Source organism: Leptothoe sp. EHU-05/26/07-4, assembly GCF_043421015.1.
Taxonomy (GTDB): domain Bacteria; phylum Cyanobacteriota; class Cyanobacteriia; order Phormidesmidales; family Phormidesmidaceae; genus Leptothoe; species Leptothoe turfae.
This window is the reverse complement of record NZ_JAXSQV010000005.1, coordinates 358,352-379,357: the sequence shown is the minus strand read 5'-3', so window position 1 is coordinate 379,357 and position 21,006 is coordinate 358,352. Positions and strand designations below refer to the sequence as shown.

Annotated in this window: 17 protein-coding genes; 6 read left to right on the top strand and 11 right to left on the bottom strand. The window is 45.9% G+C overall.

Features of this window, described 5'->3' with window-relative positions:
* Positions 1-195: 195 nt before the first annotated feature.
* The 4 genes from U2F10_RS20220 to U2F10_RS20205 all read right to left on the bottom strand — a co-directional run bounded on the left by U2F10_RS20220 (position 196) and on the right by U2F10_RS20205 (position 6,112).
* Positions 196-873, bottom strand: a complete 678-nt coding sequence (locus tag U2F10_RS20220) for an HAD-IA family hydrolase (protein ID WP_499873137.1) — start codon at positions 871-873, stop codon at positions 196-198.
* A 157-nt stretch (positions 874-1,030) separates the two neighbouring features.
* Positions 1,031-2,227, bottom strand: coding sequence for an NAD(P)/FAD-dependent oxidoreductase (locus U2F10_RS20215; RefSeq protein WP_163662610.1), 1,197 nt, complete (start codon positions 2,225-2,227; stop codon positions 1,031-1,033).
* A gap of 117 nt (positions 2,228-2,344) precedes the next feature.
* Entirely contained in the window at positions 2,345-3,466 is a 1,122-nt protein-coding gene (locus U2F10_RS20210; protein ID WP_499873136.1) for a family 10 glycosylhydrolase, read from the bottom strand.
* 690 nt (positions 3,467-4,156) lie between these two features.
* Positions 4,157-6,112 (bottom strand): tetratricopeptide repeat protein, encoded by a 1,956-nt coding sequence (locus U2F10_RS20205; protein WP_499873135.1) that lies wholly within the window; start codon positions 6,110-6,112, stop codon positions 4,157-4,159.
* 278 nt (positions 6,113-6,390) lie between these two features.
* Here U2F10_RS20205 and U2F10_RS20200 point away from each other — a divergent pair, with 278 nt between their 5' ends.
* Together U2F10_RS20200 and U2F10_RS20195 are read left to right on the top strand one after the other, a co-directional pair.
* Entirely contained in the window at positions 6,391-7,143 is a 753-nt protein-coding gene (locus U2F10_RS20200; protein WP_163662618.1) for a 5-formyltetrahydrofolate cyclo-ligase, read from the top strand.
* A 71-nt stretch (positions 7,144-7,214) separates the two neighbouring features.
* Positions 7,215-8,198 (top strand): glutathione S-transferase family protein, encoded by a 984-nt coding sequence (locus U2F10_RS20195; RefSeq protein WP_163697578.1) that lies wholly within the window; start codon positions 7,215-7,217, stop codon positions 8,196-8,198.
* A gap of 3 nt (positions 8,199-8,201) precedes the next feature.
* Here the strand turns inward: U2F10_RS20195 and U2F10_RS20190 are convergent, their stop codons facing one another.
* On the bottom strand, positions 8,202-8,720 hold the full coding sequence (locus U2F10_RS20190) for a LabA-like NYN domain-containing protein (RefSeq protein ID WP_006516329.1): 519 nt from the start codon (positions 8,718-8,720) through the stop codon (positions 8,202-8,204).
* 853 nt (positions 8,721-9,573) lie between these two features.
* Between U2F10_RS20190 and U2F10_RS20185 the strand changes: the two genes are divergently transcribed.
* The gene (locus U2F10_RS20185; protein ID WP_163662623.1) at positions 9,574-11,994 is read left to right on the top strand and encodes a CHASE2 domain-containing protein; all 2,421 of its coding nucleotides are present in this window, start codon (positions 9,574-9,576) and stop codon (positions 11,992-11,994) included.
* Between the two features lie 169 nt (positions 11,995-12,163).
* Here U2F10_RS20185 and U2F10_RS20180 read toward each other — a convergent pair whose 3' ends face one another.
* The gene (locus tag U2F10_RS20180; protein WP_499873134.1) at positions 12,164-13,609 is read right to left on the bottom strand and encodes a FecR domain-containing protein; all 1,446 of its coding nucleotides are present in this window, start codon (positions 13,607-13,609) and stop codon (positions 12,164-12,166) included.
* A 371-nt stretch (positions 13,610-13,980) separates the two neighbouring features.
* Between U2F10_RS20180 and U2F10_RS20175 the strand changes: the two genes are divergently transcribed.
* A complete protein-coding gene (locus tag U2F10_RS20175; protein WP_163662628.1) occupies positions 13,981-15,219 on the top strand; it encodes a hypothetical protein in 1,239 nt (412 codons plus the stop codon).
* Here the strand turns inward: U2F10_RS20175 and U2F10_RS20170 are convergent.
* From U2F10_RS20170 to U2F10_RS20155, 4 genes are all read right to left on the bottom strand, one after another.
* Complete coding sequence (locus tag U2F10_RS20170; RefSeq protein WP_163662631.1) at positions 15,216-16,283, bottom strand: 3-deoxy-7-phosphoheptulonate synthase; 1,068 nt, start codon at positions 16,281-16,283, stop codon at positions 15,216-15,218. The two genes, U2F10_RS20175 and U2F10_RS20170, sit on opposite strands and share 4 nt — an antisense overlap.
* Before the next feature lie 133 nt (positions 16,284-16,416).
* Positions 16,417-16,710, bottom strand: coding sequence for a DUF7734 family protein (locus U2F10_RS20165; RefSeq protein WP_499873133.1), 294 nt, complete (start codon positions 16,708-16,710; stop codon positions 16,417-16,419).
* 3 nt (positions 16,711-16,713) lie between these two features.
* Positions 16,714-17,310: a DUF3177 family protein gene (locus U2F10_RS20160; protein WP_163662634.1), complete on the bottom strand. Its 597-nt coding sequence runs from the start codon at positions 17,308-17,310 to the stop codon at positions 16,714-16,716.
* Between the two features lie 196 nt (positions 17,311-17,506).
* Positions 17,507-17,731, bottom strand: a complete 225-nt coding sequence (locus U2F10_RS20155; RefSeq protein ID WP_006516336.1) for a Calvin cycle protein CP12 — start codon at positions 17,729-17,731, stop codon at positions 17,507-17,509.
* Between the two features lie 449 nt (positions 17,732-18,180).
* On the opposite strand from U2F10_RS20155, the gene U2F10_RS20150 reads away from it, so the two are divergent.
* On the top strand, positions 18,181-19,410 hold the full coding sequence (locus U2F10_RS20150) for an FIST signal transduction protein (RefSeq protein ID WP_499873132.1): 1,230 nt from the start codon (positions 18,181-18,183) through the stop codon (positions 19,408-19,410).
* A 48-nt stretch (positions 19,411-19,458) separates the two neighbouring features.
* Here the strand turns inward: U2F10_RS20150 and U2F10_RS20145 are convergent, their stop codons facing one another.
* Positions 19,459-20,022 carry an anti-sigma factor family protein gene (locus U2F10_RS20145; RefSeq protein WP_490796312.1) on the bottom strand — a complete coding sequence of 188 codons (564 nt, stop codon included), beginning with the start codon at positions 20,020-20,022 and terminating at the stop codon, positions 19,459-19,461.
* Between the two features lie 487 nt (positions 20,023-20,509).
* Between U2F10_RS20145 and U2F10_RS20140 the strand changes: the two genes are divergently transcribed.
* Positions 20,510-20,959 (top strand): HmpF-related protein, encoded by a 450-nt coding sequence (locus tag U2F10_RS20140; RefSeq protein ID WP_006516339.1) that lies wholly within the window; start codon positions 20,510-20,512, stop codon positions 20,957-20,959.
* Positions 20,960-21,006: the final 47 nt, after the last annotated feature.

Below are 21,006 nucleotides of genomic sequence, written 5' to 3'. Positions count from 1 at the left end.
GCCTTAGGGTGAATCATTTATCCGCTAATGAAGGTAAAAATGCCCTCAATTTAAAGTTCCACACTCAAAACGCATTCGCTCCTAGTTTAAATTAACGATGACGTTGAGCCATCTATTTTTAGCAAGCTCCCCCTTTGGCACACTAACCTGCTGGATCATAGTAAACTTAGGACGTTAATGCCAGTGGGACGGCTTCTAGGCCACAATGGGGGACTGTATTTGGTTCTGACTAGGTCTTTTTAACCAGATCCCACGTAATCCTGCGGATTGAGCCCCCTTAATGTCATCTTTTCGACTGTCACCAACGTGCCATGCGTCCTGAGGGTTACAGTCATGCTTTTGCAATGCCGTCTTAAAAATCAAAGCGTCAGGCTTAGCAGCCCCTGCTTCAGTGGAGATAGTAATCGTCTGAAAATATTGCTTCAGATTTAGAGCATCGAGCACCGCATAAATACGGGAATCAAAGTTAGAAATAATACCTAAGGATATCCCCTTACGTTGCCAACGCTTTAAAGAATGCACCGTGTCTTGATACACCATCCAGGGTGCAGCCGTAGCAAAATGTTGATACAGACCTTCAAAGAAAACTTCAAAATCAGAAAATTCCTGGAAAACACCTGCTCGTTGGAATGTATCTTTTGCGATCGCTAACCACCACAAATACTCCTGATGGGGAATCTCAACGTCAGGGACACCAGGAAATGCCATGGCATTTGCAACAGCAAAGCTTCGATAAAATGCTTTGTCCAGTTCATGGGCTGAAGCTTGCACCCCCGCTTGCTGAGCCAGGGTCTGATACACCTCCCCCACACTACCTTTGACTCCAAAGAGGGTGCCGACGGCATCAAGAAAAATGACTTTAGGTATGGTCATGGGGTAAGACGGGGCACTACAGAAAAACTTTCAAGGAATTTTGAGTTTTGAATTTGAATGATTGGGGGGACACGCTTTGCCAAGAATCCAACACCGTCGTTGGTAGACAACTCAACCCTAAAAATTCAACAATCACCCCCCAAAACTAAGACAAACCTTATGACGCTGACAACAATTCTCGTAAAGGTTGACTAATCCAATTCAGCCCTACTCGGAGCTGATGCTCAAACGTAGGCATGCGATACAAATAGGTTAAACGACGAACAATGTGAGCAGCTGTACCATCGAGTTTGAGCCCTAGCCCGGTCAGTGTTGCAGTATCGCTACCAAGGGTCATCATTTCGCCAAGATGCTGGTATCGAAACGGGAGAGGGGGTCGCCCAGTTAAGGCCGCCCAGATATTCCATGCGGTGTAATCAGCCTGTTGTAAGGCGGCCTGGGCCGTTGTCGGCACCTTATTACCATCAGCATCTTGGCCGTCTGCTAAATCACCCAAGGCAAAAATATGTCCCTGGTTAAGCAACTGTAACGTAGGCTGAATTTTGAGCTGCTGGTGTTCATTTTTATCAAAAGGCAAGCTGGCTATTAAAGGATTGACCTGATTGCCCACGGTCCAAAGCACCAAGTCTACCGGCAGAACATCCACCTGATCTTTATACTTTAAAGAAATAGTATCTACATCAATTTCAGTTACCGTCGTTTCATAATCGATCCAGATACCCTTATCGGTCAGAGCATCTTGAGCCGCTTTCTGATTGAATTCTGGAGAATTTTGCAGAATAGCGGTACCCCGTTCGACAATGCGCAGTCGACCTCTCTCACCAAGGCGTTCCGCCAATTTGCAGACGAGTTCGACACCACTGTAACCACCGCCTACAACCGCCACACGAATCTGATCGGCGTCAGAGGCTTCTAGTTCACGTAACCGTTCTTTGAGGGCATAGGCATCGCTGAGGGTGCGAAATGCTATCGCATATTCTTTTACCCCTGGAGCCATGTCCATGGGAGTTTCACCCCCCAGAGCCAAGACTAGATAGTCGTAAGGCAGTACCGCATCATCCTGCAAACACACCGAATTTGCGACAGCATCAATGCCAGAAACACCACTCTGATGAAACTTAATTCCTGTTCCTGCTAAGAGTTCGGCATAGGGTGGCGCAATTTCCCAAGTCTGGAGTTCATCGGTCACCAGCTCATACAGTAAGGGAGCAAACAAGAAGCGATCGCGCTGATCAACTAACGTGATTTCTGGCTTGATCGCTTTGTCCCATGGCAACTTACTCAGGGCCAAAGCGGTGTAGAGACCACCAAACCCTCCACCCAAAATCACAACACGTTGGTTTGATACTGCCATTGAGCTATCACTAATAGTGTGGGTTATCGGTTATTAGGATAACGTGGCTAGCAAAATTAGCGAGTTTGAGTTTTAACACCAAATGCGAATCTATTCAAAACTCAAACCCCATTACCCTTACTCACTCAAAGCACCAGCAGGCACCTCTGCGCTATACTCTGCCCGCTGCATGGGTGTGGCAAACAAATCCCTGAAACTAGCCTGACGGGTATCAGCCGGCTCAGGCGCATCCTCCCAAAGACTTTCGTAAAAGAAGAAAGCCATACCCATCCCAGCAGAACGAGCAGACTGGGCTTTAGCCTCAATCAAGCTAATTGGGACAGGAGAGTTACGCAGTCCAGTCAGAATACCTGCCGCTGTGGGAATAGTGCGCTGAGCTTCACGCATAGATGGGGTATAGAGGTGTTGGCGAAAAACGCCTAAGTTGTTGCGATAGATTTGCACAATCAGCTCATCTACTACCCCCTGGCGCACCCAGGTAAGCCAATCCTGGAGCTGCCCCTTATAAGCAAAGTCGTAGGGATTTGGAGCAACTGAGAAAACAATATTGCGGCGTCGAGCTTTAAGATCTGCATTCAGCGTTTTGACAAACTCTGTTAGCTTGTCGGCGCGCCATTTCACCCAGTGGGGGTTATGGGGATCATTAGGCACATCTCTATCCGTTTCCTCTTTATATAAAGCACGGGTATAGCTGTCATAGCCAAAATTTACCGGCAAAATAAAGTGGTCATCAAACTGAACACCATCAACGTCGTAACGACTGATCAGCTCCAACAGCATGTTAGTAATAAACTGCTGCACCTCAGGTCTAAATGGATTGAGCCAAACCATATCGCCACCCTCGCGGCTCATATCTACTCGACTCCCATCTTGTTTTTGGGTTAACCAGCTGCTATGCAACGTAGCCAGTTCGGAAGTAGCTGGAGCCATAAAGCCAAATTCAAACCAGGGGATGACTGACATCCCTTGAGCATGGGCCTCAGTTGTCAGCTCCGCCAGAATGTCGTAATCCTGGATGCCACGCCGCACAAAATGCTGAATGCCTTCCCGTCGGGCTGTACCACTATCAAAGAAGGTATAGCCGCCATTCCAAACAACAGGATAAAGAGTATTGAAATTAAACTCGGCTAGTTCATCAATGGCCCTGTGGAGCTTTGGGCGATCGATCAACACATCCGTATCGTTGGTGGTAAGCCATACACCACGAATTTCTTGGGGCACAGGCCTGACTAACGCCATTGCCGGAGTTAATAATTGCAGAGTAATAGCAGCGAAAAACGATAGTCCAAAGAGTAGAATTGACAGCGGCTTCCAGCGCCAGGTGCATGAGTCCATAATCTTTCAGGCAGCATCCAAAGAGAGGGCTTTTACTATTCCATAGGGCGGCTTGTACCCATGGATATAGCCGATATACTTTTAGTTATTCATGAACCTGCCACTTGTTTCAGAACATCCTAAAAGTCGTCAGCATGAAAATTCTACAGCTATTGCGACACTGAAATTTCAAGTTTTGGGTAAGAAGACCACCTAGCCCAGGCAAAATACAATCCTAGCCATAGAAGATATCGTTCAAAGGAAAACTCATATAATCACAGGCAGCCAGGTCCAACTATGTCTCATACCAAATCCGAATTCATTAAACTCGATTAACAATGGACAATCCTGTAGGGGTTACTCCCTGGTGGATGCCCTGTGATACTGAACGCTATCAGTCAGGATTTCGTATCCTAAATCCATATCAAAAAATCATAGAACAGTCTCACACTTTGTGTGAGACTGTTCTATGACCATCTTAAATTGTTGCTATTTTGCCTCAAACGAGCAGTTGTTTTTCTCTCAAATAGACCTTGTTAAAAATGGTGTATTCATTGTGGCATCTATCTCTTTGAGATAGATAGAGGTGTTTGAGAGAAAACCTGAGTACCCATATCATTTGCGTGCCCCAAACCCCAACTGACGTAGCAGTGGATGCTCTTTCACCATGGGCAACACTTCTTGGAACCAAAGACGAGCCATGTCTTCTTTTCCTTGCAACATCAGTAAACGACTTCGGGTTAGCAGCAGGCTAACTAGCGCATCTTCGGTCAAACAAGAGCATCGCAGCACTTCATTCAAAACCGCTTCAGCTGCATCCAAGTTTGTTTCTTCAAGATAGATTTGTGCGATCGCAACGCGACTATCAATATCCTCAGGATACTCATCAACAATCTGCTGAGTCACCTGACGCGACTCGATTAACCGTTCTTGATGAGAATAGGCTAGTGCCAGATTATTGAGTAATACAGGATTGTTAGGCTCTATTTCTAAGGCTTGTTTCAAATACACCTCAGCCGTTTCTGCTGCCTTAGCAGACTCCAGCGCGATCTTCTTCAACGCCTTATGCAATAATTGCTCGGCCTCAGGTGACTGGAGAACAACCGGATCAGGCACAATCTCATAAGTCGCCAGTAGCGGATTTCTGTGCCATTCACCATAGAGCCAGATTTTTGGTACTGTCAGCTGGTGCCGTTGTGCAAAATAGGATGCCATGTGATACCTCTGGGACTCACTACCGTCAGTGCCAGCAACAAATTCATTAACAGCTGCAACATGGGCTTCATTGGGGCACCTCTTGGCAATGATCATGGCTAACATCCGTGCCCTTGGACTCCCTCGCTTAAGCCAGACTGGCACTAGCTCACTAATAAATGGATAATCTGTTAATAGCGTCTCAACGGCCGCTATTAGAGCGGGCTGGGGCGTACGCTCCGGAGTCATGGCAATGGCCACCTGACGCAGGTCTTGATAGGCCCCATTCTCTACCCAACTGTTGAGTTCAAACGGCCAGGGCCCCTCCTTAAAGGTAGATGTCATATCAAAGTCATCCAAGTTTTCCTTAGCTACCGCTAAGTCTGGATATAGTTCTAGTGCCAGGTTCCACTGTTTTCTAGCAGCCTTGACATCCCCTTGACAGACAAGCGCCACGGCTGCCAAATGGTGAAATAGACCTGAGACCAAGGGTCGATTGTCTTTTTCTAAATCTGGGGGAACGGTCGCTAATAAATCTACGATGGCCGCCATATCATCTAGATAGGCTAAAGCCTCGGCTTTACGAGTCAGATCATCCAGATCGGTGCTGGCATTAGCCAACAGTTGGGACTTATGGGTTTCAGCTTCGGTAAAGTTTCCCCGCAAGGAGAGAAATCTGATTAGATTAGCTCGTAAAAGAATGCTGTCTGGGTGTTGTTTTAATTGAGATTGTAGCGTTGCGATCGCATCCTCATACTGATCATTAGCCAGGTAGGCTAACGCCAAAATGTTGTACCCAGCCAAAAAATCAGTGCGTTTTTCAATCAGAGACGTTGCCGATGTAATCGCTTTGGCCGCTTGTCCTGTTTCCGTATATGCCCGAGCTTGCTCGTAAAGTAGACCCACTTCCCAGTCATCGGGATTTTTTAGCCCCATAGAGTCTAAAACCTCTGATAAATTGGGTTCAATCATGGCTAAATGTTCTTTACCCTCGACGCTACCTGGATGATCAGGCCAACGCTCAATGGCATATCGATATTGCTTTATCCCCAATAGCGGGTAGTAATTGAGAACATAAGCATAACCCAGCAAAAAATTGACCCGTGCATCGTTGGGCTTAATGGCTAAAAAGTCTTCGCAGGTGGCCTGGTACTGTAGCAGATGCCCTAACTCGTAATGCACCTCTAACAAATAGGCTAATATATCCAAATTATTAGGATGGGAAGCTTTCAGACGGATAAGAAGAGAATGAGCTTCTAGCCACTGTTCTCGACGAAGTAAAGCCTCTACATGGGCTAATTCGGTTGTTAATGATTGACTGCCAAAACCACGGCTGAGTACGGTCTGTTTCTTTTTCTTCTTTGCTTTCTTCGCCATCGGGAATCCCCAGTAGATTCATCCACATTAGAGTCAAGCTATCCCAGTTATCCAAAAGATTTAGAAAACATTTAGTAAGGCGTGAACGAGTTTGAAGTTGTAGGTTGCAGGGAATTGCTCACGCCAGGCCCTCTACAGGAAACGAAACGTTCTAGAAACTTCAGCCATTGCTGAGCCACATTCAGAGTTGAAGCCTGACTTAATGTTGAATAAGCTTAATGTTGAATCAGGTATCAGCACGTCAACTTTTATTGTCTTTCTCCTCTCCTCCCGTTGCCATGTCTACCTCAACTTGGTCCGGTCGCCACACCGGCAAAGATACACTGCGGCAACACATCTGGGCCACACTCAAAATTCACAAGGCGACTCGTCGCGATCCAGTAGGTCACATTCCCAACTTTATTGGAGCTGGCATTGCCGCTGACAATCTGGCCAACACGGACCTATGGCAGCAGGCTCATGTGATTAAATGCAATCCTGACTCTCCCCATACAGCTGTCAGACTCAGGGCATTAGCTGATGGCAAAATCCTTTATATGGCAGTCCCTCGACTATCTCGCAAAAAGTGTTTTGTTGAACTCACAGCAGCTGCCCTTGCAGCAAAAGGAGTTCCCCTGAAGGCAGCGGCTTCTATGGGAGGAGCCATGGCCCATGGGCAATTAGTGTCCTTTGTCGAAATGCAGCCCATTGATTTGGTGGTAGTAGGCTGTGTAGCTGTAGCCATGAACGGCGGCCGTACAGGTAAAGGCGCAGGATTTGCCGATTTGGAATTAGCCATGCTGCGGCAGTGCCAACTCATTTCAGAGGAAACCCCCATTGCCACCACCGTCCATGATTTACAACTGGTCAATGCCGCAGACCTGCCGATGCAAGCCCATGATTGGAGCCTTGATTTGATTGTGACGCCTACGCAGTGTTTCACGACCGAGAATCATTATCCTAAGCCCCAGGGTCTAGATTGGGATACAATTCAACGGGATCAGATTGCCAGCATTCCGATTTTGCAAGCCTGGTCGAAACAACTCGATTAAACACCGAGCTATAAATAGGGTGGGTGGTGCTCACCTGCACCTACTCACCTTCTGTAGACTCTCTTCTTCCCATGGCTCTCCCCCCCAGCCTGTTGATCCGTACTGCCAAAACGATCTGGACCACACTTTGGCGCACTATGATGTCCCAAATGGCCCCGAGCGATCAAGGAGGGGCCTATCAGCGACCTAAAAGTGAGTTTTGCGATCGCATTCCATCTGAACACTTTCCACCTGAAGCACAACGTTATCGCCTCATTGTGGGTATGGGGTGTCCTTGGGCCCATCGAACTCTAATTGTTCGCGCCCTTAAAGGGTTAGAAACCGCTATTCCGATTACAGTGGTCTCTCCCTCCGGTAATGAAGGCTGTTGGATATTTGAACAGCCCAGCCAAACAGACTCTTTAGGCTGCCGCACCCTGCCACAGTTTTACGCCAAAGTTAAGGCAGGTTATCAGGGACGTGCTACCGTACCAGCCCTATGGGATAGCCATACAAGCACCCTTGTTAATAACGAAAGTGCCGAGATTATTGAAATCTTGAATAGTGCTTTTAACGCTTGGTCAACCCAGCCTGACCTCGATTTATATCCTGACAAGCTCAAAACAGACATTGACCAATGGAATACTCGCATTTACAACACAGTCAATAATGGAGTTTATCGTTGCGGCTTTGCGCAAACCCAAACCGCTTATGCAAGTGCCTGCAATGAATTATTTGATACCTTAGATACTATTGACCAAACTCTAGCCCATCAGCGCTATCTCTGCGGTCATCAGTTAACGCTAGCTGACGTGCGCTTGTTCACTACCTTAATTCGCTTTGATATTGCCTACTATTGTCTATTTAAATGCAATCGCCATCGTATCGCCGAGTATGAACATCTCAGCGGTTATGTACGGGATATTTACCAACTTCCTGACATCGCTGCCACATGCGATATCAACGCCATTAAACGAGACTACTTCGGCAATCTATTTCCTCTAAACCCAGGGGGCATCATCCCCCTAGGACCAGACTTAGAAAACTTGAACGCTCCCCATGGACGAGGGAATTAGCACCTAATCCTTCTCGATGTAGCGTCTGACTGAATTTAGATCAATGTAGCGATCGGTTGCATTACGTAATTCTCGAGCAATCATACCTTCAGTCGACACTACCGTAATGTGAGTATTTTTAGAGCGCAGCAATTCAATCGCCCGCTCAAAATCACCATCGCCACTGAACAAAACAACTCGATCATATTGAGCCGCTGTATTGAACATGTCAACGACGATTTCAATATCTAGATTAGCTTTTTGGGAATAACGCCCAGAATTATCGTCATAATATTCTTTCAAGATTTTTGTACGCACCGTGTAGCCAAGACTAATGAGGGCATCACGAAAGCCACGCTGGTCTTGAGGATCTTTGAGACCTGTATACCAAAAAGCATTGATTAACGTAGACGGAACTGTTTCATGGGTAAAGTACTCAAGGACGCGCTTAGGGTCAAAAAACCAGCCATTCTTCTGCTGGGCATAAAACATATTATTGCCATCTACAAATATAGAAAGTCGACTTAACGGTTGCGTATGCATAGAAGTAAAAACAATAACAATAACTGGAAACTAAATAGCTATAACCGAAGGTAAATAGTCGGCTCAACCACTTAGTAATAGTCCAGAAACAAATATAGAAAAGCAACTATACGGTTGGACTCAACTGTCCGTGATCTGTACGTAAACCTTAACGTCAGGAAAGATACAGAATATAGCCCAATAGTAGGTAATTAAAACCAACTTATGTAGAGCTTGAAGGTGACGATATATAAATAATCAAAACTGTAGATGGACTTGATTGATGCAACTTTAATTGACTAGACGTTTTTTACTTGCCTCATATGTAGAACACTTATAAAAATTCATAGAGCTTTATATCCATACCTTTTCAATTAGAATACGCAATTTCAGCACATAAATAATCATCGCTGTATGGAACTATTTACGGCAAACAATGACAATCATCTAAAAACGCTCTAATACTTAGATAAGTCATGGCTTGAGCTAAATCTTTAACCTCGTTTTAAAGGGTCAAGTTACTACTATAAGGCAGATTTGACTATCATGCGGGGCAACCCAGAATTCCTCTAACTTTCAGCAAATCCTACTAGTGACACAGACCTACCCTTTAAAACATTCACGTCAGTACAAGAAAAATCGCTAGTACTCTCAGTCAGAATAGACTACTAGCAATAGCTTCAAGCTATTATGGTTCTAGATTGTTCGATGACCGTAATACTATCCCACAGTTTATGTAATTTTATACACCATGATTTATAAATACTGAAATTATTCAGATTGAACTACCTCTAAAGGTAGTCCCTAGTTTCATTCAGGTTGCATCATCTACTGCTTTGATTTGTACCGTGTCTAAATACCCACATTTATACGAATGAAACAAGATGGGGCAGATATCACAGCTACGCTGACATCTCAGGATCGTCTGCGTCAATTTATACCTACCATCAATTTTGCACAGCGATGGCGTGCTTGCATAAATGGCCTATTGATTGGGACAACTGCACTAGTGACTGGGCTAAGTCCTGGATTTGTTCGTTCATTAGAGCATCAGGGGCAGGCATTGATGTGGGAATTACGAGGTGAGATCGCAGCCCCAGATGACATCATTATCTTAGCTATAGATGAAGAATCTTTATCCCAAGGGCAACATTTTTTAGATCAGCCTGAAGCATATCCAGAATTAGCAGCCATAGGTTCATGGCCGTGGCCACGGGCGACCTATGCTTCAGCAATAGACAAAATTTTAAACGCTGGCGCAAAATCTATTGCTTTAGATATTGTCTTCGCATTACCCAGCAGCTATGGTCCTGAAGATGACAAAGCCTTTGCTGAAGTTCTAGCTGATAAGGGGTCACAGGTAGTGTTGGCTGCAGAGTATGGTGATATCGATCTGCGGCAAGGCTCATTACTACAACCAACGTTACCCTTGCCAGACTTTCGAGAAATGCCAGTTCAAGTTGGTGCAATTAACTTTATCTTGGAACCTAACGGCAAGATTCATCGTCTCAGCCGTGAATTTCTTAAAACACTTCAGGTCGTCGAAGCAGAACTCTTAGGTGAAGATTTAGTTCTAGAAAGTAGCTCAGACCCTTCAGTTTTAAGCTTTGCCGAAGCTACCTTAAAGGCATCTCAAGTTGACTATACCAACAGTAGTGGCGATCACATTTTCTTTCATGGTCCGGCAAAAACCTTCCAACATATTCCTTTTTGGTATCTGTTAGATGACGAGCTGTGGAAATCTCAGTTGGATAATGGTCGTTTTTTTGAGGACAAAATTGTTCTCGTAGGCTCTACAGCTTCACTACATCAAGACTTTCATGCAGCTCCTTTTTCTAAAAGTTGGTTACATTCTACGCCTATGGCTGGGGTGGAAATCTTAGCCAACACTGTTGCAACGCTCAGAGATGACCTGGCACTATATTCTCTGGTGCAAAGCCCCCTACCCAGTGCTTTAATTGTGGCTGGATGGTTAGGAGGAATGGCCATAGTCATTGGTAGAATCTCATCTCGAACACCATTTCGCCGACTGGTGGGAGCTACTGCATCGGGCTTGGCTTGGGGACTCGTAAGTTTTGTTGTCTTTACGACAGGAGGCATTTTTGTTCCCATTGCCATGCCAATTTTAAGTGTATTGGGATTTGCCATGGCTGACTTTGCCATTGGCTTCTTTAGTGAGCAGCTACAGAAAAAGACATTACGTAGCACCTTGGCACGTTATGTAACGTCCCCTATTGTTCAAGAAATTATTAGTCAACAAGATGACTTTAAAGATTTGCTGGCGGCCCATGAGAGTGAGATAATTGGCACTCTCTTAAGCGAACGTTATCGCATCAGTAAGATTTTGGGTTCAGGTGGATTTGGCGACACATATCTTGCAAAAGATATGCAGCGTCCTGGCAATCCTATCTGCGTTGTCAAACAACTAAAAATTGTTAGTGATAATCCCAGAGCTCACCAACTAGCCCAACGTTTGTTTGCATCAGAAGCTACCACCTTAGAAAGGTTAGGTGAACACGATCAAATCCCACGCCTGTTAGCGTATTTTGAATCTAATTATTCCTTCTATCTAGTTCAAGAAATGATTGAAGGGACATTACTCAAAGATAAGCTCAATCCACAGCGGCCAATGTCACAGCGCTCAGCCGCCCAGTTTTTACTGGATTTATTGCCAGTCATTCAAACAGTCCATGCCCAGGGCGTTATTCATCGTGACATCAAACCATCCAATATCATCTCTCGTAATAACGATCAGCGGTATGTTCTAATTGATTTTGGCGCTGTCAAACAAATTTCTAATCGTCTCACGGATACCAATGCTCGCATCACTTCAACTGTTGGCATTGGTACTCAAGGCTATATGCCCAGCGAACAATCGGCTGGTTTACCAAATTTTAGTAGCGATCTCTATGCTCTGGGAGTAACAACGATAGAGGCCCTCACAGGGTTACCCCCCCATGCACTTCAGCGCGATTCTCACGGAGAAATTATCTGGACCGATAAAGTCCCAGGCTTAGATCCTGGTCTGGCTAACGTTATCGATAAGATGGTGCGATATGACTTTAACCAAAGATACGCAACAGCTCAAGCTGTTCTTAAGGATATCCGAAAATTAAAGCTAGAGTTTTTATCAGAAGCAGCCCCTGAGAAAGAAATTCCTGCTCAAAGTCTTCCTGAAGATGACGAAGAAGCTAAGCTATCTACGGTCATTTTGCCAACTGATTGGAACCAAAACTATAAGCTACCCAATGCAACTACGGTGCTGGATAAGCAGGATGAGTTAGATGTTGGTTAATTTTATAGCCACACAGAATTACGCCGCTCCATTCCACTCAAGCGCATTATTAAGTAATTAATACTCAAAATTAAAGGCTTTTTCTTAAGAATGCTGAAATAGCGATTTTGTCAGTACGATTCATCCCCATCCATCAGCAATGGCGAAAAAATATTGCAAACTAACAATATCAATTGACAGTTGAGCCATCAATTGAAAAATTAGGCCCCTGCAAGACGTCAGGATCGTTAGCACCAGAGGGTTGTTGCCAGTTAAATTCTTCAGAATCCACAGGTACCCGATCAGGTTCTAAATCAGGTGTTACGACTTCTGGCGGATTAGTGACCACTGGCGTAGTCGGAATTTCAGGCGTAGGCTTGGAAATCGGAGTTGAGGGCACCTCAGGCTGTGTCGGTGTTGAGACAATTGTGGGCACTTCGGGTTGCGTTGGCGTCGTTGGTACCGTTGGAGTAGAAGGTACCTCAGGCTGTGTCGGTGTTGAGACAATTGTGGGCACTTCGGGTTGCGTTGGCGTTACCGTTGTTGGCACCTCCGGAGTCGCAGGAGATGACACACCTACAGTAGGCCCCCCCGATGAGATACCCCTATTTGTATTATTGAAGGCCTCTCTTACAATGGCACTAGTTACAGTTGTGTCAACTTCTCTTGGCACCTCAGTGACCGTCACCGTAGCAGGATCCTCTGATTGAGAAGTTGCAACTTGCCCACTTGTGCCGTGGAAGGCAGCAGCAGGTGAAGATGCGAACGGTGGGAAATCAACAAAAAAATCGTCTCCTGCGGTTTCATTTAGCTCATCATAAAAAGCATGGACGACTGGCGCAATAAAACCAGGGTTCTCAACTATTTCTTCCACTAAACCCTGATTATCAAAATCTCCTTGAAGTTCTAGAGCATCCTGAATCTCTTGCCAGACTTCCTGAAGCTCCAAAGGCAAATTGGCAGGAGGAGTAGAACTATCAAGTTGCAACCCCTCTACTAACCCACTTGTCTCGTAAAAAGTTTTTAAATCAAATTGGTGCCGCTGGGTGATGACATCACCCTCAATGACCACCATTTCTCCTGCATAAATAGGCTGCTGTTGAAAGCCGCTTCCACTGTAAGCAACCATGGGACCAGCAGGATTATTAGTTAGAGCTCCAACTAAAGTTACAGGAGATGGACAGTGGCCTTCAGATGAAAGTTCTGCTAGACAACGCACACGAACAAATAAAGCAGAGCCCTGAATCCCGGTAACTGCATTGGGCGTTTGTATAGTGGTGCGACCACGACCGGGCGGAATCAACAATAGGACAGTCCCATTGGACAACTGAAAATTACGGGTATTGGGAGTGAATCGAAAGGTAGCTTGCTCGCCAACCCGCGCCAGAGAACCATCGTTGAAACTTAGCTCAGCTCGCGATGATGCAGCTGTACGAAGAGCATCACCTACACCCATAACGTCCGCAACTCTTGCACGTCGGGCATTACGATTATTAGGAATAAGGTGTACCCGGTTACGCAATCTCTCAACCTTAGCCCAAGTAAGAGTGGACTGAGCTAAAGCGGCGCTTGGCAGCCCAAAAATTAGAGCAGCACCCAGTAAAAGCGAATACCAGCGAGCAGAAACTTTGCACATAGTGAAGCAAGGGCTAATGGGCAGAAGTACTGGGCAAATACACCGGGCAGAAGCTTTTCCTCTGCTCCATTAGTAATAGTACCTAACTTTCCAGCATCATGGCCATAGTGTATTCATACTTTCTTTAAATTGCTACCCAAATTTTGTAATTTACCTGGTCTTTATCCTGATTGTTCGGTATTTTTTTGAGTCTGGGAAGAATGCTTTAAGTATTTAGACAGACGACATCAATCCATAGTGGTAGTTCTTGTGAACTATAGTTACAAATGCTGCGCTTTTCTGGGGATATCAAGACTCAGCTCAGTCTTTCATGTTGGGAAAATTAATTCGATATACAGATAGGTTAATTAGTATTGATGGAAAATTAGTTGATGATGAGGCTGTTTTCTGGGCCATTGGCGAGCATACAGTTTTTGGCAGTGTGCCTAGGAAGTTGGGGAGGACTGAGCCATCAAGCGGATGCTCAGTCGTCACTTCCATTAAAAAGAGTCATTGATAGGCGACCAGCAGCTACAGAGCTACTTGAAACAACGGGTACACCTGTGCCTTTAACAGAGCCATTCACCTATCTAGAGCATAAGCAATTCTTGACCGCCAGGAAGAATGTTACGGGTGTTAGCTTTCCGTCAAAGCTATTAGAGCAGTCTTCCGAAATATCTTTTGAGGATAGCGACAACGATCGCAATATTGGTAGCGTCAGCCTGGAGATTGCAGAGGATGAAGAACTCGGCACTGAAGATGAATCACAAACTGACGAAGATGAAGATGAAAGAAACGGAGCAATTGATGATGAGCTAGGTATTTTACGGGTGCGATCGCAACCCATTGGCATTGATAGTGAGCTAGGGATCCTGCGCATTCGCCCCACTGAAGATGTGCCCCTGGAAGTAGAGCCAGAACCTACACGGCAAACAACCGTCTTTCTAACAGGTCGAGCTAACGTCTACGGAGGCAACAACCTCTTCCGCACTCCCAACCCCATTGACGATCGCATTTATCAAACAGGAATCGGTGTTTTCGCATTTCCACGCATTGCAGACGGCACTAATTTGTTGCTCAGCGCCGAAGCCAATCTAGCTCGCTATGAAGACCTATCTATCGTCGATTACAACGAATTACAGTTTCAAGCAGGCATTCGTCAGCGTTTAGGGCAAAGCAGCTATGGACAGCTGAATTGGCGTTATCAGGATCTCAGCACCCCTGGTAGCGACTCATTTTTTCAGGCCAACTATGTCGAGTTGCTGCTTAGTCGGCGTGACATTCTCAATAACCGCACCTGGTTAGACACTTACTATCAGGCTCGTTTGAGCATTAGCGATCCAAAAGCATTCAGTCGCTTCACTCAGATCGCCACTGGCTCTATCAACTACGGTTTTGATCCTCAAACTCGCGTAAGCTTCTTATATCAGCTGTTTCTCGATGACTACACAGAAATAGAGCGCCACGATACCTATCATCAGATCCTGGCTCAGTTTAGCCACGACCTATCAAGTACAACTCGATTGAGCTTATTCACTGGATTTCGATTTGGTCGATCTTCTCTGTCGAATGTCGACTTTGATGACATTATTTACGGTGCAAGTATTAACGTCAATGTGCCTCTTTTTTAAAGGGACGCAGCTGAGAGATGCGGTTCAACAGCGGCAGCAAGCTGTTCTAGCATGACTTGGGTTGTTTCAAAATCAACACAGGCATCAGTAATGCTTTGACCATAGACGAGGTCATCTAAATTTTCAGGAATTGATTGACGGCCAGCTTTAATGTGGCTTTCTATCATTACCCCAAGAATATGGCGAGAACCGGTTTTGAGCTGGTCTGCTAAACTTTCGAGAACCACAGACTGCTGTTGGTGTTGCTTGTTAGCATTGGCATGACTACAGTCCACCATCAAGCGGGGATTGAGGCCTGCTTTGGAGAGCTGCTGCACAGCCTGTTGAACATTTTGCTCATCATAATTAGGTCCATTCTTGCCACCCCGTAACACCAAATGACCATCGGGATTACCTGTGGTTGCTACGATGCTGGCAAGGCCGCTGTGGTTGATCCCCAGAAAATGGTGAGCGCGACTGGCTGCCATCATGGCGTTGGTCGCAGCCTGCAAACTACCATCAGTATTGTTTTTAAAACCAATGGGCATGGATAACCCCGACGCCATTTCGCGATGGGTTTGGCTTTCGGTAGTACGAGCGCCAATGGCTGTCCAAGAAATGACATCAGCAATATATTGAGGCGTGATTGGATCTAATAGCTCGGTTGCCGCTGGCAACCCCATCTCCGCAAGATCAATCAACAACTGACGGGCCAGGCGCAACCCCCGGTTGATGTCATAGCTGCCATCCAAGTGGGGGTCATTGATCAGCCCTTTCCAACCAATGTTGGTGCGAGGCTTTTCAAAGTAAACTCGCATCACAATTTCAAGCTGACCTGCTAGAGCTTCCCGTAGTTTCACTAACCGGCGGCCATAATCATGGGCAGCATCTACATCATGCACAGAGCAAGGCCCCACAATGACAAGTAGGCGACGATCTTCGTTGTAGAGAATATTGCGGATGCGATCGCGAGTTTGGGCGACCAGAGCCGCAGCCGATTGAGTTAAAGGCAGCTCCGCATGGAGCAGAGCGGGACTGATCAGTGGTCGAGTCTCAACTACGTGTAAATCTTGCGTTTGATACATAACCAGGAAAAATCGCGATGTAAAGCTAGCAAAACAGCCAGTCCCACACAGGATTACATTGGGGACGACCTAGGATACCGCAGCTTGTATCTATTGTGACAGGTCTTGAACGTAACGCGTGTGACCTGAAGGATTAGTTAGGAGTTAAACGTTGGGAAAAGTCTGCCCAACTAATCTGCCGTTCTAGATAATTTGGACAGTCAGGTTGATAGGGACTCGCCAACCGGTCAATCGTAGTAATGACAGCATCATCAGGTAACACTGGCACATCTGGGTCTGCGGCAGTTGGTCGCATCAGAGAGCTAGAAAAGCCTCGAAAGACAAGAATTTCGTCTATTTCTCCATCGATCTCAACAGTCACCAATAAAACCTCTTGGAGGTTTTGCAACGTATATTGCTCAAGTTGTTTCTCAATTGAAATAGCCATGATCTACTGGTTGAGTGCTGACCGTCCTTGACGTCCTAACTTTACAAAAATAAAGTAGCTCAGGGTTAGCAGGTAAATGACTAACGCTAAAATTGCCCAGAATCCCAGGAATCCAGGAGTAAAGCCAGTATGAAAGGATTGCCTAAATAACTTGGGAGCCTCCAACCAAACTTGGCAACTTTCAGCGGCAAAAGCAGCACGAGAAAAACTACACCGCAAAAAGGGTAGCTGGAAAAGCAAACCTAAACCGCAGTAGAACGTTAGCGCCCAGCGCCAAGATGTAAACACAAGTTTTAACCCAGAGAAGGGTTGCTCTCGAAGTTCTTCATTGAGATCGGCCCAGAACCACAAAGATACGGGCATCATGACCCTCGCCATGACAGCAGTCAAAAAGCTGAAGGGTAACCCTGCAATCATCAGATAAACGGTAATTGCCAGCAGGCTAGAGACTTTCCAATAGATCACTAACAGCTGCTGAATCACTTCCGCTCGGCCAATGAGTCCCCATACTAAAAGGAGTAAGGGGAATAAAACCGTGAATATTACGGCCAGGCGATAGTCCATCCAAACCAATGACTGTAGGAGTTCAGAACTCGGCATAGAAATTATGGCGTGCTATCAAAACGCTCTCTAGGTTAACACCGTTGGGCTGCAAGAATAGAGAGCCATCCCCCCTCTTCTAGCACTATTAAGGCCGAGCTCCTTTTATGGGAGCTCGGCCTAATGTACCCAATCAGACTAATCATTCAGCTCTACGGCATTAAATTATCAGTCTTACAAGAATCACAGCCTGTGCTTAGTCCTCATATATGCGGCACTCATCTGCCTCGGGGTTTTCATCGCAGTAGGTTTCAAAATTGGTCTTTGGCTTCTCAGATTCACGCTGGTGAGAGGCTTCAGCTTGAAGTTCTTCCACAGCATCCCAAGCAGCTGCACATGCATCAGAACCGCTACCGTCAGTGGTGCAGACATCTCGAGCTGCTTTGATTTCTTCAGAGATCTTTTCTTGAATATCGCTCATAGCTTTTAATTATCTACCTTTACTTTCAACGAAGTATTTGATTTGAAAGTGTGCTTATAGCAGTTGCCAGTGGCCTGCTTAGAGTTCCCCACTGAGAACAGCATTGCATGGAGGTGGTTTACCCTTCTATGTTAGCTTCGGTTTTTTCAAACTCGTTGTATCTAAAGAAGCATTTTGCAATTAATGGAACTGCTCCAGCAGCAAGGTATGCTTTAAAACCGCAGATATACCTAACACCTGGGTAAGGTTAGCTTGTAAAGCCTAGCTTTATAGCCACATTATGTAGAATCTTGTAGCCAAGACAGTCTAAGTCCATCGGATGAAGGCATCAATAGAGTCGTTGCTCCCCTCTGGAATTTAACTTAACGGCAATAGGCTGGAAGCTAGACTATTAACATCTTGATTTATTTTTGAGAGTATTGAGTTTGCCATCATCGCCACCAAACGCTATGAAATGGGCTAGTGCCGTCTCTACCCATCCTTCACTGGAATTAGCACTGCGGGAGGTGATTGAGCGGGTATTAACCCAGCTAGAAATGGCACCTAACTTAGCCATTATCTTTATTTCATCAGCCTTTGCTAGTGAATATTCCCGTGTATTGCCTTTACTCAAAGGTCCTCTGGGTGGTGCCCACATCGTTGGCTGCAGTGGCGGCGGAGTGATTGGCAGAAGTAATACAGGTGAGTTAATTGAAGTCGAAGAAACCGCAGGAATCAGTCTAACCGTTGCCTATCTTCCCGATGTCAACATCCAGGGATTTCATTTGTCAATTGATGAACTCCCTGATTTAGATAGTCCTCCTAGCGAATGGACTGAAATCATTGGCGTGTCACCGGCAGAGAAACCTCACTTTTTATTGATGGCCGATCCCTTTGCATCAGGAATGAATGACCTTCTACAAGGGTTAGATTTTGCCTATCCAGAATCAGTCAAGGTGGGAGGACTCGCAGGCATTGAAAGTATTAGCCGTAGCTGTGGACTCTTCTGCGGGCAACAGCTCTATCGCCAAGGCGTCGTGGGGGTAGCCCTGTCGGGCAACATCGTCATTGATGCCATTGTCGCCCAGGGATGCCGTCCCATAGGTCCCACCTTTCGCGTAGTCGAAGGGGACCGCAATGTCGTGACGAAAGTAGCAGCTCAAGCCTCCCAAAATGAAGCTGATACCCAAACGCCCTTGGAAGCACTCCAGGAATTGTTCCAGGATTTAGATGAAACTGATCGACAGCTGGCTCAAGAATCATTATTTATTGGTCTTGCGCAAAGTAGCTTTAAACAAGCCTTAGGACAGGGTGATTTTCTTATTCGCAACCTGGTGGGAGTAGACCCAAAAGTGGGTGCCATTGCCATTGCCGATCGAATTCGTCCAGGTCAGAGAATTCAGTTCCATCTGCGAGATGCTCACACGGCTAAAGACGACTTGGTAGCACTGCTGAAAACCTACCGATTGGAAAATCAAGCACGATCTACTCCGTCAGGCGCATTGCTGTTTGCCTGCAATGGACGAGGTACCAGTCTATTTGATACGCCTAACTGTGACACAAAACAGTTTAGTCGCCAGCTGGGACCAGTGCCGCTGGGAGGTTTTTTTTGTAGTGGCGAAATTGGTCCCGTTGGAAATACAACGTTTCTCCACGGTTTCACTTCAGTATTTGGGATTTGCCGAGAATTGGACAAGTAAGTTTTTACTGGCTAACTCCAGACAGTTTCTCATGACGTATGCTCACACTTACTTATCAGGATTAGAAGATAGCTCAGTCACAGTTGCAGCAATTTCCCATAAGGTCCCCTGGGGTAAGGTCTTAATAAATTGCCAGGCCTCTTGTAATTGCTGACGTCCGCAAGCAGTGCCCAACTGACTAAGACTGCTAAACAGTGCGATCGCAATGGCACAGACCAACATTCGACGCATTGGCCATAGGGACCAAGCTCCCCACGCCGGTTGTGATGAGTTAGGCACTTGCAAGGATGGTTGGGATGGTACCGGCGCTGTTCGAATTGCCTGACGCAACATCAACAACCTTTGATACATTTGCTGGGTATTGGGATCGTCCATCAGCCACTGAGCTACAAGCTTCCGCTCTTCAGCAGTGACTTCGTCATCTAGATAGGCACTGAGAAGTTCAAAACGAGCTTCTTCGTCATAACTGTCACGATTAGACGTCCTTTGGTCAGAGGCATCAACCGCAGAAAACTCACGATGTTCGCCACCGGCATGCTTTTGTGAACCATCCAAAGGTTCACAATTACCAGACGAGCCACTTTTATGAGGCTGAGCATGATGAAAGGACATAATTTGGACTCTACTTAATTAGTAACCCTAAACTCTGAAAGCAAATCCCCTAAGAGATATAAGCGTAGCGTCTGTTCCAAAGACCCTCGTCTTTCCCCAAGGCGAAAGGAAGGTATTTGAAACCAGACGATCTACATTTGTAAACAGCGTCTTAACTATTGCACTTGAGATATCAGACGTTGGGCTTAGCAAAAAGTATCCGGAACGCAAAGACTTTTTTGACGGAATTTAAATCATATTTAAGTAATCCGAACGCGGTCCTTGATAAAACCCACCCTTATTTTGAGCTGAGGCTGAGAGCAGTAGCCGAATAAAATTATTCATCGAATTATGACTCGCTCAATGGTAATCTGAAGACCCCATAAGTTCAATTTTGTGTCCCTTTATACGAGACAGGTACGAAATCTTGACGAACCTCCCCGACAGAGCAGATAAACGTCGTAGGGGGTAAGGGTATACTAGGTTTTAGCCGTTTGCTTATCCAACCATGCAGCACTTGGCCAAAGTTTGCCACACCACGTCTGAGGGCGCGCCTGTCTTACAATTTCTGGCGCGTCAGCTCGAAGACTATCTTTGGGAATTATCTATAGGTGATCAAGAAGTCGTATCTACTCTACCTGTAACTTTTAATGAAGGCACCCTAGTTTTAGTGGAGCTAGATGCGTCAAATCAAGTGGTTGATATCCAGGAAGCAACGGACTGGATTTTAGATTTAGTGTCTCAATTTTTGACCCAGGGGGTGACCCCACAGTTTTTCCATCAAGAAGTTGAGCGGGCCGAACAGTGGCGTCAGTCGCTAACGTTGCAGAGCCAGGAAATTCGTCGTCGAGCTTTAGAGACTGCTGCTCGACGCGACGAAATTCAAGCATTAGAAAAAAAACTCAGGCTGGAACAGGAAGAAATAGAGCGACAGAACGAAACTCAATCAACACAATAGGGGAGCCGTCGCTGTTGCATGCTGACTCGAATCAGGCCTTAGCTTTA

Coding starts and splice junctions, on each gene's coding strand:
- U2F10_RS20175 (WP_163662628.1), top strand. CDS start 13,981: ATGATGAGGCTGTTTTCTGGGCCATTGGCGAGCATACAGTTTTTGGCA.
- U2F10_RS20160 (WP_163662634.1), bottom strand. CDS start 17,310: ATGCCGAGTTCTGAACTCCTACAGTCATTGGTTTGGATGGACTATCGC.
- U2F10_RS20180 (WP_499873134.1), bottom strand. CDS start 13,609: ATGTGCAAAGTTTCTGCTCGCTGGTATTCGCTTTTACTGGGTGCTGCT.
- U2F10_RS20155 (WP_006516336.1), bottom strand. CDS start 17,731: ATGAGCGATATTCAAGAAAAGATCTCTGAAGAAATCAAAGCAGCTCGA.
- U2F10_RS20190 (WP_006516329.1), bottom strand. CDS start 8,720: ATGCATACGCAACCGTTAAGTCGACTTTCTATATTTGTAGATGGCAAT.
- U2F10_RS20185 (WP_163662623.1), top strand. CDS start 9,574: ATGAAACAAGATGGGGCAGATATCACAGCTACGCTGACATCTCAGGAT.
- U2F10_RS20170 (WP_163662631.1), bottom strand. CDS start 16,283: ATGTATCAAACGCAAGATTTACACGTAGTTGAGACTCGACCACTGATC.
- U2F10_RS20195 (WP_163697578.1), top strand. CDS start 7,215: ATGGCTCTCCCCCCCAGCCTGTTGATCCGTACTGCCAAAACGATCTGG.
- U2F10_RS20150 (WP_499873132.1), top strand. CDS start 18,181: ATGAAATGGGCTAGTGCCGTCTCTACCCATCCTTCACTGGAATTAGCA.
- U2F10_RS20215 (WP_163662610.1), bottom strand. CDS start 2,227: ATGGCAGTATCAAACCAACGTGTTGTGATTTTGGGTGGAGGGTTTGGT.
- U2F10_RS20140 (WP_006516339.1), top strand. CDS start 20,510: ATGCAGCACTTGGCCAAAGTTTGCCACACCACGTCTGAGGGCGCGCCT.
- U2F10_RS20220 (WP_499873137.1), bottom strand. CDS start 873: ATGACCATACCTAAAGTCATTTTTCTTGATGCCGTCGGCACCCTCTTT.
- U2F10_RS20210 (WP_499873136.1), bottom strand. CDS start 3,466: ATGGCGTTAGTCAGGCCTGTGCCCCAAGAAATTCGTGGTGTATGGCTT.
- U2F10_RS20200 (WP_163662618.1), top strand. CDS start 6,391: ATGTCTACCTCAACTTGGTCCGGTCGCCACACCGGCAAAGATACACTG.
- U2F10_RS20165 (WP_499873133.1), bottom strand. CDS start 16,710: ATGGCTATTTCAATTGAGAAACAACTTGAGCAATATACGTTGCAAAAC.
- U2F10_RS20145 (WP_490796312.1), bottom strand. CDS start 20,022: ATGTCCTTTCATCATGCTCAGCCTCATAAAAGTGGCTCGTCTGGTAAT.
- U2F10_RS20205 (WP_499873135.1), bottom strand. CDS start 6,112: ATGGCGAAGAAAGCAAAGAAGAAAAAGAAACAGACCGTACTCAGCCGT.